The sequence below is a fragment of the Rhodococcus ruber genome (assembly GCF_027270735.1).
Taxonomy (GTDB): Bacteria; Actinomycetota; Actinomycetes; order Mycobacteriales; family Mycobacteriaceae; genus Rhodococcoides; species Rhodococcoides rubrum_A.
In genome coordinates this window covers 506428-518543 of the sequence record NZ_JAPWIJ010000004.1, presented here as the reverse complement: position 1 = coordinate 518543, position 12116 = coordinate 506428, and the positions used below count along the sequence as shown (strand labels likewise).

Sequence of the window (12116 nt, the reverse complement as noted above, 5' to 3'; positions counted from 1 at the left end):
CGACGAGGAACCACGACAACCCGCATGACGACCCACCCAAGCGTCACGGCACAGCCCTGCCTGGAGAGGCCCCCGAGGGCCTCAGCGAACCGGGTGACGCTTTCGATTGCGAATCAGCACTGCGATTCCGAGTCCCACCAACAGCAACAGAAGCGGTGCGGCAATGGCGAGGTAGGCGTCGATAGCCAGAAACAGAATGAGTAGCAGCGCTGCTGCCAGAAAATACACCGCTGCAAAACGTGGAGCCCACAGGACGGAGTCCATTCCACACCTCCTTGCGCGTACGAGCCTCTTGTCGTTACCTAAGGTAACTGAATAGGCTCGCGCGCACTAGAGACCCAGGCCCCGCAGCCGATCGATCTCACGACGATCGCGCTTGGTCGGTCTCCCTGCTCCTCGATCACGACGCGGTACGGAGGCGAGAACTTCCTTCGGAGGCGGCGGCGGACTGCGATCGATCAGGCACTCGGGGACAACAGCTGCACCGACACGCTTGGTGATCGCCCGCACGACCACGACGATCTTCTCCACGCCCTCGACCCGGAGCCGAACCTCGTCGTTCGGACCGATTCGCAGGCCAGGCTTGGCGGGGGTTCCGTTGACGCGGACGTGCCCGCCACGGCAGGCAGCGGCTGCCGCGGACCGCGTCTTGAACAACCGCACCGCCCAGATCCAACTGTCGAGGCGGGCACTCTGTACTTCCATCTTCGAACGAACCCCTCACATCGCGAGGCGCTGCTACATGTGCAGGGTTACATGTCCAGGCCGAGATCGAGCACTGTCACCGAGTGTGTCAGACCGCCCACAGCAAGAAAGTCGACCCCCGTCCGTGCGTAGTCCCGTGCCACGTCGACCGTCAACCCACCCGAGGATTCAAGCTTGGTCTCGGGAGCGAACTTGTCACGACGCTGGACCGCCATCTGTGTCTGCCACAGCGCAAAGTTGTCCAGCAGAACGAGTTCGACGTTCTCGGCAAGTACCTGGTCGAGTTGTTCGAGGCTGTCGACCTCCACTTCACAGGCGATGTTCGGCGCAGCTGCCCGCACCGCGTTCAACGCAGCGACGACCGAACCGGCAGCCGCGACATGATTGTCCTTGATGAGCGCGGCGTCACCCAACCCCATTCGATGATTGACGCCACCGCCGGCGCGCACCGCGTACTTCTGCAGCGAGCGCATGCCCGGCAACGTCTTTCGGCTGTCCCGAATCTTGCACTCGGTATCCGCAACCTCGGCGACCCAGCCGGCTGTCGCGGTGGCGATCCCCGAGAGATGGCACACGATGTTGAGCATCGTGCGCTCCGCGGTCAGCAATCCCCGTGTCGGGGCCTCGACCGTCAGAACGGCCTGTCCTGGTTCGACACTCGACCCGTCCTCGATGCGATGCACGATGGAGTACCCGTCGGGACCGATCACCTCGTCGAGGACCAGAAGGCCGACATCGAGGCCGGCGATCGTGCCGAACTGGCGTGACACCACCGAGGCCGTCGCCACCGCGTCCTCGGAAACCGTTGCCGTGGTAGTGATGTCGGGACCGTACCGTAGGTCCTCGTCCAGCGCCGTCCGGATCAGCGCGAGCACCTCGGCTCGGTCGACGCCAGGGTTCACCTCGGTCGAGATATCGGTCATGTCAGCTCGCTCCCGTCATCACGTCGTCGTTCACGATCGCCAGCTGTCCCTCGGGATCTCGTTCGATGTGCAGGCTTCGACGTTGCGCCGGTGCACTCTCGGGGAAATCGCGTCGGGTGTGGCACCCTCTGCTTTCGCGGCGGTGGTTCGCGGCCAGAACTATGACCTCCGCCGCAGCTGTCAACGCAGCATCCTCGACAGCACGTGCCTCGACCGGCGGTTCCGACACGACACCGTGGGCCAGGACGCGTTGCGCCGCAGCGAGTCCCGCCGCATCACGAACCACACCCACATCGGCCGTCATCGTGCGCTGCAGCACGCCGCGGTCGATGCGGCGATAGGTGGGTAATGCGAGATCTGTGACCTCGACCCTCTTGCCGACCCGTTCGGTAGCCACAATTGCCGCACGCTCACCCACGACAAGGCCTTCGAGCAGGCTGTTCGACGCCAACCTGTTCGCGCCGTGCAAGCCTGTGCGTGCCACTTCACCCGCGGCGAGCAAGCCCGGAACCGAGGTCCGTCCAGCCGTATCCGTCACCACTCCTCCGCACGAATAGTGCGCTGCAGGTGCCACGGGAATCAGGTCCGTCGCCGGATCGATGCCGGCCTCGAGGCACGAGGCGGTCACGGTCGGGAATCGCTCGTGGAAGTGCTCCACGAGGCGGGCGTCCAGCAGCACGTGGTCGTCGACGCTGTCGTGCAGCAGTTCGGCAATGGCCCGGGACACCACGTCGCGGGGCGCAAGATCACCGAGCGGGTGCACTCCGGCCATGAACGCACGGCCTGCGACATCCACGAGATGGGCGCCCTCGCCGCGTACCGCCTCGCTGATCAACGGACGGCGTCCCGTCGTTCCTGCAGCGAACAGCACCGTCGGATGGAACTGCACGAATTCGAGATCGGCCACCCGGGCACCTGCATCCAGGGCGAGCGCGATGCCGTCTGCCGTTGCGCCGGCCGGGTTGGTGCTGCACGAGAACAGCTGCCCCAGTCCGCCGGTGGCCAGGAGAACCGTCGGGCAATGAACGACGCCGACGCCGCGAGGCCCACGGACGAGAAGACCTACAACCTCGCCGTCGGTGGTCAGCACCCGCAGCGCGGTGGTGTCGAACTGCACCGTCGGCACCGCGCCGTCGAGTGTGCGCTGCACCTCGGCCCCGGTGGCGTCGCCGCCGGCATGGATGATGCGGCGCACACTGTGGCCGCCTTCCCTGGTGCGCGCGACGGAGCCGTCGGCAGTGCGATCGAACTCGGCACCCGCAGCTTCGAGCGAGGCGATCGCCGCCCGCCCGCCGGCAACGATGGATCGCACGGCGTCCTCGTCGCACAGTCCGGCACCGGCTGAACAGGTATCGGCCACGTGCGATTCGATCGAATCGTCGAGCTCTGCTCCGACGACAGCGATCCCGCCCTGGGCATACTGCGTCGCGGTCTCGGTGGAACCGCCCTTGCTCACGGTCAGCACCCGAAGGCCGCGAGCGGCAGCAGTACGAGCCGCAGTGAGTCCGGCGATACCGCCGCCGACGACGACCAGATCAGCTCCGGCTTCCCATGAGACGGACGGATTCACTCGCCGCCGCCGGGGGTACCGATTTCGATCATCCGCTGCACCGACTTGCTGGCGATGTTCGCAGTTTCGAGGTCGACGTGTACCTCGTCTCGTCCTTCGACGAGGCAGCGAAGCAGCGCGGCAGGGGTGATCATCTTCATGTAGCCGCACGATGCACGGTCGTTGACGGCGAGAAAGTCCACGTCGGGTGCGGCCATGCGCAGTTGGTGCAGCATGCCGATCTCGGTGGCGACCAGAACCTGCTTCGACGCGGTGGTGCGGGCAGCGTCGAGCATGCCGCCGGTGGAGAGAATCTTGACCTTCTCGGCCGGAACGAATCCTTCACCGGCGAGGTAGAGAGCCGACGTGGCGCAACCGCATTCGGGGTGCACGTACAGCTCTGCATCGGGGTGGGTGCGAGACTTCTCGGCCAGCTCGTCGCCGTTGATGCCGGCGTGCACGTGGCATTCTCCGGCCCAGATATGCAGATTCTCGCGTCCGGTCACGCGCTTGACGTGTGCGCCGAGGAACTGATCCGGCAGGAACAGGATGTCGCGGCTGGGGTCGATGGACTGCACGACCTCCACGGCGTTGGACGACGTGCAGCAGATATCGGTCAGTGCTTTGATCTCGGCGGTGGTGTTGACGTACGAGACGACGACGGCGTCGGGAAAATCGGCCTTCCATTCGCGGAGCTGGTCTGCGGTGATGGAATCTGCCAGCGAGCAGCCGGCGCGCTGATCCGGGATGAGGATCGTCTTCTGCGGGCTCAGGATCTTGGCGGTCTCGGCCATGAAATGAACACCGCAGAACACGATCGTGTCCTCGGAGACCTCGGCGGCCATACGCGAGAGGGCGAGGGAGTCGCCGACGTGGTCGGCGACATCCTGAATCGCAGGCAGCTGGTAGTTGTGAGCGAGCAGCGTCGCGCCGCGTAGATCGGCAAGCCGTCGCACTTCTGCGGCCCACTCCGGAGTTGCCTCCACTCCCCCGTAGCCACCTGCTCCGTCGACGATGTCGCGAACTCCGGCGAATGCCGAGTCCAGGATGTTCACCCGGGTAGCGCTGCTGGTCATGACGGTTCTCCTTCACCGATCATCCGGTCGTCGGTGACCGAATTTCCTCCGAGGGGGTTTTCGACCTATGATCGAAAACATGATTCATCGTAGCACCGTCCACGAAGTACTCATCGCGGTGTTCCAAGTTCGAGCCTTTTCCGACCCGGATAGTCCCGAACTGGCAGTGCTGCTGTGGCAGCGCGCTCTCGACCCCGAGGTCGGCACCTGGTCGCTTCCCGGTGGGTCCCTGCGCGACGACGAGAATCTAGCCGCGTCCGCGCGCCGTCAGCTCGCCGAGAAGGTAGATGTGCGCTCGGTTGCGCACCTGGAGCAGCTGTCCATCTTCAGCGAACCCGACCGCGTACCGGGAGATCGGCGGATCGCGTCGACATTCCTCGGCCTGGTGCCGATATCGGCCGAGCCGACACTCCCCTCGGACACCACATGGCACCCGGTTTCGGCGCTTCCCGACATGTCGTTCGATCATGGAACCGTCGTCGCTCACGCCCGACACCGCCTGGTGGCAAAGCTGTCCTACACCAACATCGGCTTCGCACTGGCTCCGGTCGACTTCGCGATCTCGTCGCTGCGTGAAATCTACGGTGCCGCACTGGGGTACCAGGTGGATGCCACCAACCTGCAGCGGGTACTGAGCCGTCGCGGCGTCATCGAACCCACCGGCCGTCGGGCACCGTCGGGTAAAGCCGGCGGCAGGCCACCGGCTCTGTTTCGCTTCGCCGACAACAGCATTCGGGTCACCGACGAGTTCGCCGCGTTGCGTCCCCCGCAGGTGTGAACCTGGCCGCCGTGTCAGTCGGTCCGATTCGAGTCGAACGACGGCGGCGGGAACGGCTCGGCGTCCAGTTCCTCGGGTTCGGGATCGGTATATCGCAGATTGTCGTTGGGATTCATTGCTGCCAACAGCAGAACGACCAACGACGCCGTCAGCGCCTGGACGATCAGTACCAGTGGGGTCTCGATGCTCGGTGCCACCGTGACGATCGAGCCCACTGCAGGGTCGGTGGCCTTCGGGAATCGCAGGGCGGCAATAGCATTGCCGACCACGATCGCAGCGATCGAACCGGCCAGCGCACCGACGAAGATAGCCGCGAACAGCCGTGGACCCCGCTCCGACTTCCACAGCCACCAACCGACCGGGAGTACGAGACCGAGGGCGAACGAGACGAGGGAAAAGATTGCGATGGCGTCGAATCGGTGCAGACTCTCACCGGTCAGAGCCGCCCCGCGGTCCTGCGCCACCACGAGCAGCTGCTGCGCGGGCACCAGGAGTCCCCACAGCATTCCGCCCAATGCAGACAGCGCCACCGATATCGCTACCACCACCGCCAGAACCCGGCGGGTGCTGTGTCGCGGCGGACTTTCGAGCAGTTCCGACATGGACACCTAGCGCCTGCCCGTCGCTGCAGAGTCGATCAGGCCGTGCCGCGAGCACACCGAGGACCACCCGTCGGGGACTATCTGCACCACCATGCGGCGACCGCATTCTGCGCAGAACCGCGGCGGCTCCAACCCGAGCCGGACGGCGACCGACAACGAATCCGCACCCACCTCGGCTCCGGCGTCGACAGGCCGACCGGTGTACGGGTCGTAGCGGGTCTCACTCGTCATTCGACCCACCCTAATACGCCCATCAGATAGTCGAGTTGAGCGCTTTGATCGGCATCTGCAGCTCGCCGAGAAGATCGAGATCCTGTTCTGCCGGACGACCGAGCGTCGTCAGGTAGTTGCCGACGATGACGGCATTGATGCCGCCGAGAATTCCCTGCTTGGCACCCAGATCACCGAGAGTGATCTCGCGGCCGCCTGCGAATCGCAGAATCGTCCGCGGCAGCGCGAGACGGAACGCGGCGACGGCGCGCAGAGCATCGGATGCCGGTAGCACGTCGAGGTCTCCGAACGGGGTCCCCGGTCTCGGATTGAGGAAGTTCAACGGCACTTCGTCGGGCCGAAGTGCGGTGAGATCGGCCGCGAACTCGGCACGCTGCTCGAGTGTCTCCCCCATCCCGAGGATGCCGCCGCAACACACCTCCATGCCTGCCTCCCGCACCATCCGAAGCGTGTTCCACCGTTCCTCCCAGGTGTGCGTGGTCACCACGTTCGGAAAGTACGAGCGAGAGGTCTCGAGGTTGTGGTTGTAACGATGTACGCCCATCGCTGCAAGCTGATCGACCTGATCCTGATCGAGCATGCCCAACGAGCAGGCGATATCGATCTCGACCTCGTTCCGAATGGCCTCGATTCCCGCGGCGACCTGAGCGAGCAGCCGAGCGTCGGGTCCGCGCACTGCGGCGACAATGCAGAATTCCGTTGCCCCGGTCTTCGCGGTCTGCTTGGCCGCCTCGACCAGAGACGGGATGTCGAGCCAGGCAGCGCGCACCGGAGATGCGAAAAGCCCCGATTGCGAGCAGAAGTGGCAGTCCTCGGGACATCCCCCGGTCTTGAGGCTGACAATTCCCTCCACCTCCACCTCGGGGCCGCACCACTTCATCCGCACCTCGTGCGCCAGCAGCATCGCCTCCTCCAGACGGTCGTCGCCGAGTTCGAGGACCTCGAGAACCTGAGATCGTTCGAGCGCAATTCCGTCGTCGAGCACCTGTGTACGCGCCGTGCGCAGAATGTCCATTCCGGTCCCCTCGTAGTCGAACGGCGACTCATTGAACACCGTTCAAGTTGAACGGCGTTCACGTTAGGCACCGCGCTCGGCTACTGTCAAAGCGACGAGGCGTCGAGCGACTTGGGGGAAGCAGTGCAACTCAACAGGCAAGACGTCCTGGACGGCGCGATTGCCATCCTCGACGAGTACGGCCTGGCCGACCTGACAATGCGCCGGCTGGCGACGTCCCTTCACGTGCAGCCCGGTGCGCTGTACTGGCACTTCCCCAACAAACAGACCCTGCTCGGCGCGATCGCCGACCATCTGCTGTCCAGCGCCGATGCTCCACCCACAGAGGGCGCATGGGACACGCAGATCGAACAGATCGCTCATCGGCTGCGCGACGCGCTTCTTTCCCGTCGAGACGGGGCCGAACTGGTCGCCGCGACCTACGCGTCGAGGATGACCACCAATCACATCCGCGAACGCATTGCCGCCGTCTGCATTCGCGCGGGACTTCCGCGACGCGACGCGGAACTGACCGCCGACACGCTGCTGTACTACGTTCTCGGCCAGACAGTCGACGAACAATCGCGTCTACAGATGGACTCCGCGGGAGCCCTCACCCCCGAGGCGTCCCCCATGTTCGAAAGTCCGGACCCCACCAGCAGATTCGATTTCGGATTGCGGCTCTTCGTCGACGGAGTCCGCCACTCGACAACCGATCGGATCAGGCGCTAGAACTCCGGCCGGTCAGGACTCCGCGAAGACGATTCGTTCGCTGCCGTTGTCCAGGGTCATGGTGCCGTCGTTCCGAGACCACCGTGGCGTGGACGTCAGGAACGACGAGAGCCACGCGTCCTGATCCATCAATGCCTGTGGGCAGCCCATTCGGGTGGAACCCAGAGAATCGGTGGTGATCCTGCCCTGCGAGGTGTCCACCGTGCCGAACAACCTGTTGCACCCGGCCTCCGCCGAGATTCGGTCGTCGGCGAATTCGAGCCTGATCGTGGTTCCGTCCACCGGCATATACGAGTCGGAAGTGTCGATGGACGTGTAGGTCTTGTCGGCCGGGAATTCTCCGTACGAGTCGGCACACCCGGAAGCCACCGCGCTCACGCCCAATGCGAGAGCGACCATCGCGCGCCGCGCGTCAGCCACCGAAGATCGGCCCCAGGCCGGCCGCACCGGCATTTCCACGGGACGCGAACGGGTTGTCGTGCACCATGTACGTCCAGGTCGACGTCGGTCGACGCAAACCGGCGTCGTCGAGATCGATGCCGTCCGAGGTGATGTCGGCCGACTCGAAGGTGGCGTGCGAGAGATCCATCGCCTTCGACGACACCGTCCTGAACGCTTCGACCGCGATGCGGTGATATTCGTCCAACGGATTTTCGCGTCCCAACGCCCGAAGGTGGATGCTCTCACGCACGTCTGCGAGGTGCGCAAGGTAATCGGACCAGGATCGATCGAGGTGGTACAGGACTATCTGGCGGGCGACCTCGACAAGCGTCTCCTCGGACACGTTCTCGCGGAGCTCTTTCGAGCGCTTCGGCGACTGTTGCTCGAGCAGAGTCAACGCCTCGTTCGAGTCGAGCAACGTCGCTCGGCGGCGATCCAGGATCTCGCGATGTTGAGCCGTCAACTGGTTGTAACGCCATGTACGCGAATGAATTTCGAGCATCTGCCCCTCGGCGATGCGTTGCGCGTGGTCGACGCGGTCGGCCGCTGAAGAGGAGGTGAACAGGCCGGTATCGTCGATGCCCTTGGGTGCGTCCTTGTCGCCGATGTTGTTCTCGACGACGTCGTCCTCCCAGCTGCCGAAGAACAGCGAACGACCCGGATCTCCCTGCCGACCTGCGCGTCCCCGGAGCTGATTGTCGAGTCGCTCGGTGGTGTGGCGACCCGTGCCGAGAACGAACAGTCCGCCGAGCTCGGCAATACGTTCGCGATCGGCACCGTCGGGACCGCCGAGCTTGATATCGGTTCCGCGACCGGCGATCTGAGTCGACACCGTCACCGCGCCGTGCACTCCGGCCGCGGCGATGACCGCTGCCTCCTCCGCATCGTTCTTCGCATTCAGTACCACCACGTCCACGCCCGACGCAGTGAGAGTCTCGGCCAATGCCTCGGACTCGGCGACGTCATGGGTTCCGATGAGAATCGGCTGGCCGGTCTCGTGAATTTCCTTGACCTGCAGTGCAATTGCAGCGTTCTTGTGCTCGATCGTGTCGTATACACGGTCGTTCTCGTCGACACGCGCGGTCGGCACATTGGGCTCGATGATCGAGACACCGAGGCTGTAGAACGTACGAAGCTGCTCCCCCGCCGCCATCGCCGTGCCGGTCATACCGCACACCGTGGCGTACCGATTGATCAGCGCCTGCACGGTGATCGTGTCGAGAATTTCGCCGGTCTCGGTGGGCTCGAGCCCCTCTTTGATCTCGACCGCCGCCTGTAACCCGTCCGGCCAGCGCTGCAGTTCGGCGACGCGGCCACGCGAGGCGTTGATCAGCTGAACCCGTCCGTCACGGACGATGTAATCGACGTCGCGCTGCACCAGCACCTGCGCGTGCAGAGCCACATTGACCGCGACAAGGGTCGATCCGACATGCTGCTCGGAGTACAGATCGATTCCGCCGAGCTCTTTCTCGATCCGCAACGCGCCCTCGTCGGTGAGGAACACGTTCCTTCCCTCGGTATCGGTGTCGTAGTGAACACCCTTGTCCAACAATCGGACTGCGTTCATCACCGTCGACGTCGAGACGTCACCCGACACCGAACCGGCCAGCACCAACGGGACGAGCGCCTCGTCCACCAGGACGGAGTCGGCCTCGTCGATCAGCGCGACGTCCGGGACGGGCGAGACCAGGTCCTGTCGATCGTTCACCAGATGATCACGCAGGACGTCGAAGCCGACCTCGTTGACCGAGGCGTACGTGATGTCGCAGGCGTACGCGGTGCGACGCTCCTGCGCGGTCGACGCCTCACCGATGGAACCGACCGTGATACCCAGAACCTCGAACAACGGCTTCATCCACTGCGCGTCGCGTTGTGCGAGGAAGTCGTTGACCGAGATGACGTGCACCGCGCGACCGGACAACACGTATCCGACGGCAGCGATCGCACCGGCCAACGTCTTGCCCTCACCGGTCGCCATCTCCACCACGTCGCCGGCGAGAAGTCGCACGGCACCGTGGAGCTGGACGTCGAAGGGCCGCATGGACAGGGTTCGCTCGCTCGCCTCACGCACCAGTGCGAGGTACCGCGGAACATCGAGCCGCGCTGCAGTGTCGACGCGAAGTGCGGTCGCCTCTGTCGCCAAGTCGCTGTCGTCCAGAGCGGCCGCCCACTCGGCGTGCTCCTGGGCTCGGTCGACGCGCTGACGGGACGTGGTCTGCGCCTTCTGCGCGGAGCGTCCGAGTACACGCCAGAACCGGTCGGAGCCCAAAGCCATGTGCAATCCCTACCTGAGAAAGAAAGAACGTTCCTTTCCACAGTACCGAGTGCGACGTCGTCCTCGGTTCTGCATCAGCGATCGACCGTGTACTCGTTCACCACCACCCCCGATTCGAAGGGCCTACTGGACACGAGGCGACTTCGGGTCGGCGAGTACACACGCTCGGCGAACAGGCGCTTACCCGAGCCGAGGAGTATCGGGTTCACCTTGAGAATCAGCCTGTCTATTTCGCCCGCCACAGCCGACGCCAACATCCCTCCGCCGGCCAGCCAAATTCCACTCCCGTTCTCTCTCTTCAGCTTTCGAACCATCGCCACGGGCTCCTCACCGGTGAGAGTCACGGCCGGTTCCACGCCCGAGTGGTTGCGCGAGAAAACGTACTGCTTCAAGTGGCCGTAAGGACCCTCCGGGGGATGGATTCCACCGGCCTTGTACGTGTTCCACCCCATGAGCACAGTATCGAAACGACTCAGGTCGGGGGTCAGTCCCGTCGCCCGAAGGCCCAGTGTCGGAATGGTGTCGGTGTACTCACGCAGAATCATGTCGATGTGGTCGCCCTGCATCGGGAAGTCCGCGAACGAGTCGTCGGGGGCAGCGATGTAGCCGTCGAGACTGACGGCGACGTAATAAACCAGTTCACGCATGAAATTCTCCGATCACGACGGATGTAGTGGTTGCGTTAGACTACGACAACAGTCGTGGTTCCGCTAGCCTGTTGGCATGGCTCGTAACCCACTCCGACGCTCGGAACTGGCCGACGCCGGGCTTCGACTGCTCGCCACAGAAGGTGCACGTGGACTGACCCACCGCGCCATCGACGAGGAAGCAGCTGTCCCCAGAGGAACGGCGTCGAACTACTTCAAGACCCGCGCCGACGTCATTGCCGGACTGATCGAGCGAATCGGTCAGAGACTTGCCCCCGACGCGGAGGTCCACGAACCACTCGCTGCGCAACCTCCCAGCCCAGAGCTGTTCGGCGCGTACATCCGCGACATCGTCGCCCGACTCCTCGCGAACAGCGACGTGACACTTGCATTGTTCGAGTTGCGGCTCGAGGCATCGAGACGACCGGAGGTCAGGGAGATGCTGGGCAGCTGGCAGCGCTCCAACTTCTCTGCCGACGTCGAATTCAACCTCGCCGCAGGGCTACCCGGGGGTCGCAAGGAAGTCGCACTCTTCCACTACGCGATCGATGGCCTACTGCTCGACCGCTTGACCTACCCGGTCGATCCGGACACCTCGACGGACGACGTTGTCGACGCTCTGGTTGCAGGCCTTCTACACCCTTGAGCATTTCCCGAAACCGGTCCGGGATCGGCGACTCCAACGCACACGACCGACGCCTGCGGCCTCAGGCATCGAGGGGCGTTGTCACCGCGATCCGACGAGTACCGTCCTCGTCCGTCACCACCTGATAGGCATTGCGCTCGGTTCCCACCGGCCGGCCGTCGGAGTCGAGGTTTTCCAGAAGCAGATGACCGACCCACACCCCCGGCACCTCGATCTCGGTGACGATGTCCCGAGCTCGCACGCCGTGTATTCCGCGCGATCGGTAGTAGGCCTGCCCCTGCTCGAAGAACTCTCGGGTTTGCTGTGGCGCGGCGATCGCCGCGCAACCCCGCGCTGTCACAGCCAAAGCAGGATAGTTGTAGATTTCGGCCAGACCGTCGAGATCACCCGAGGTCAGATACCCCGTGTAGCGAGCGAAGAAGCGGTCGATCGTTTCCGTATCAGGTGTCATGCCGAGAACGGTACGACCCATTCCCGGCAGGCCGATGTTGGACAAACAGACCAGTCCGCATTACCG

Annotated in this window: 15 protein-coding genes; 3 read left to right on the top strand and 12 right to left on the bottom strand. The window is 64.3% G+C overall.

The window, feature by feature from the left end:
* Positions 1-81 precede the first annotated feature (81 nt).
* From O4220_RS12425 to nadA, 5 genes are all read right to left on the bottom strand, one after another.
* Positions 82-264 (bottom strand): hypothetical protein, encoded by a 183-nt coding sequence (locus O4220_RS12425; RefSeq protein ID WP_269604563.1) that lies wholly within the window; start codon positions 262-264, stop codon positions 82-84.
* Positions 265-330: 66 nt separating this feature from the next.
* Complete coding sequence (locus O4220_RS12420) at positions 331-705, bottom strand: RNA-binding S4 domain-containing protein (RefSeq protein WP_032379010.1); 375 nt, start codon at positions 703-705, stop codon at positions 331-333.
* 47 nt (positions 706-752) lie between these two features.
* Positions 753-1628, bottom strand: coding sequence for a carboxylating nicotinate-nucleotide diphosphorylase (nadC, locus tag O4220_RS12415; RefSeq protein ID WP_269604561.1), 876 nt, complete (start codon positions 1626-1628; stop codon positions 753-755).
* A gap of 1 nt (position 1629) precedes the next feature.
* The gene (locus O4220_RS12410; RefSeq protein ID WP_269604559.1) at positions 1630-3198 is read right to left on the bottom strand and encodes an L-aspartate oxidase; all 1569 of its coding nucleotides are present in this window, start codon (positions 3196-3198) and stop codon (positions 1630-1632) included.
* Positions 3195-4253 (bottom strand): quinolinate synthase NadA, encoded by a 1059-nt coding sequence (gene nadA / locus O4220_RS12405; protein ID WP_052065879.1) that lies wholly within the window; start codon positions 4251-4253, stop codon positions 3195-3197. Before nadA ends, O4220_RS12410 begins: the two co-directional genes overlap by 4 nt.
* Before the next feature lie 79 nt (positions 4254-4332).
* Between nadA and O4220_RS12400 the strand changes: the two genes are divergently transcribed.
* Entirely contained in the window at positions 4333-5031 is a 699-nt protein-coding gene (locus O4220_RS12400; RefSeq protein WP_269604556.1) for an NUDIX hydrolase, read from the top strand.
* A gap of 14 nt (positions 5032-5045) precedes the next feature.
* Here the strand turns inward: O4220_RS12400 and O4220_RS12395 are convergent, their stop codons facing one another.
* Genes O4220_RS12395 through bioB form a run of 3 tightly spaced genes read right to left on the bottom strand, consistent with a single transcriptional unit; the run spans position 5046 to position 6879 of the window.
* Positions 5046-5633 carry a DUF2567 domain-containing protein gene (locus O4220_RS12395; RefSeq protein ID WP_269604554.1) on the bottom strand — a complete coding sequence of 196 codons (588 nt, stop codon included), beginning with the start codon at positions 5631-5633 and terminating at the stop codon, positions 5046-5048.
* A gap of 6 nt (positions 5634-5639) precedes the next feature.
* Positions 5640-5864: a hypothetical protein gene (locus O4220_RS12390; RefSeq protein WP_032379013.1), complete on the bottom strand. Its 225-nt coding sequence runs from the start codon at positions 5862-5864 to the stop codon at positions 5640-5642.
* Positions 5865-5886: 22 nt separating this feature from the next.
* Positions 5887-6879: a biotin synthase BioB gene (gene bioB, locus O4220_RS12385; RefSeq protein ID WP_269604619.1), complete on the bottom strand. Its 993-nt coding sequence runs from the start codon at positions 6877-6879 to the stop codon at positions 5887-5889.
* 123 nt (positions 6880-7002) lie between these two features.
* Between bioB and O4220_RS12380 the strand changes: the two genes are divergently transcribed.
* Positions 7003-7590: a TetR/AcrR family transcriptional regulator C-terminal domain-containing protein gene (locus O4220_RS12380; RefSeq protein ID WP_269604552.1), complete on the top strand. Its 588-nt coding sequence runs from the start codon at positions 7003-7005 to the stop codon at positions 7588-7590.
* Positions 7591-7602: 12 nt separating this feature from the next.
* On the opposite strand, the gene O4220_RS12375 is transcribed toward O4220_RS12380, so the two are convergent.
* From O4220_RS12375 to O4220_RS12365, 3 genes are all read right to left on the bottom strand, one after another.
* Positions 7603-8010, bottom strand: coding sequence for an META domain-containing protein (locus O4220_RS12375; RefSeq protein ID WP_269604550.1), 408 nt, complete (start codon positions 8008-8010; stop codon positions 7603-7605).
* Complete coding sequence (gene secA2 / locus O4220_RS12370) at positions 8003-10306, bottom strand: accessory Sec system translocase SecA2 (protein ID WP_269604547.1); 2304 nt, start codon at positions 10304-10306, stop codon at positions 8003-8005. The genes O4220_RS12375 and secA2 overlap by 8 nt, the downstream gene beginning before the upstream one ends.
* Positions 10307-10380: 74 nt before the next feature.
* On the bottom strand, positions 10381-10953 hold the full coding sequence (locus tag O4220_RS12365; protein WP_269604545.1) for a dihydrofolate reductase family protein: 573 nt from the start codon (positions 10951-10953) through the stop codon (positions 10381-10383).
* Positions 10954-11029: 76 nt separating this feature from the next.
* On the opposite strand from O4220_RS12365, the gene O4220_RS12360 reads away from it, so the two are divergent.
* Positions 11030-11599: a TetR/AcrR family transcriptional regulator gene (locus tag O4220_RS12360; RefSeq protein WP_269604543.1), complete on the top strand. Its 570-nt coding sequence runs from the start codon at positions 11030-11032 to the stop codon at positions 11597-11599.
* A 61-nt stretch (positions 11600-11660) separates the two neighbouring features.
* Here O4220_RS12360 and O4220_RS12355 read toward each other — a convergent pair whose 3' ends face one another.
* Positions 11661-12050 (bottom strand): hypothetical protein, encoded by a 390-nt coding sequence (locus O4220_RS12355; protein WP_269604541.1) that lies wholly within the window; start codon positions 12048-12050, stop codon positions 11661-11663.
* Positions 12051-12116 lie beyond the last annotated feature (66 nt).

Coding starts and splice junctions, on each gene's coding strand:
- O4220_RS12355 (WP_269604541.1), bottom strand. CDS start 12,050: ATGACACCTGATACGGAAACGATCGACCGCTTCTTCGCTCGCTACACG.
- O4220_RS12365 (WP_269604545.1), bottom strand. CDS start 10,953: ATGCGTGAACTGGTTTATTACGTCGCCGTCAGTCTCGACGGCTACATC.
- O4220_RS12420 (WP_032379010.1), bottom strand. CDS start 705: ATGGAAGTACAGAGTGCCCGCCTCGACAGTTGGATCTGGGCGGTGCGG.
- secA2 (WP_269604547.1), bottom strand. CDS start 10,306: ATGGCTTTGGGCTCCGACCGGTTCTGGCGTGTACTCGGACGCTCCGCG.
- nadC (WP_269604561.1), bottom strand. CDS start 1,628: ATGACCGATATCTCGACCGAGGTGAACCCTGGCGTCGACCGAGCCGAG.
- O4220_RS12400 (WP_269604556.1), top strand. CDS start 4,333: ATGATTCATCGTAGCACCGTCCACGAAGTACTCATCGCGGTGTTCCAA.
- O4220_RS12395 (WP_269604554.1), bottom strand. CDS start 5,633: ATGTCGGAACTGCTCGAAAGTCCGCCGCGACACAGCACCCGCCGGGTT.
- bioB (WP_269604619.1), bottom strand. CDS start 6,879: ATGGACATTCTGCGCACGGCGCGTACACAGGTGCTCGACGACGGAATT.
- O4220_RS12390 (WP_032379013.1), bottom strand. CDS start 5,864: ATGACGAGTGAGACCCGCTACGACCCGTACACCGGTCGGCCTGTCGAC.
- nadA (WP_052065879.1), bottom strand. CDS start 4,253: ATGACCAGCAGCGCTACCCGGGTGAACATCCTGGACTCGGCATTCGCC.
- O4220_RS12425 (WP_269604563.1), bottom strand. CDS start 264: ATGGACTCCGTCCTGTGGGCTCCACGTTTTGCAGCGGTGTATTTTCTG.
- O4220_RS12360 (WP_269604543.1), top strand. CDS start 11,030: ATGGCTCGTAACCCACTCCGACGCTCGGAACTGGCCGACGCCGGGCTT.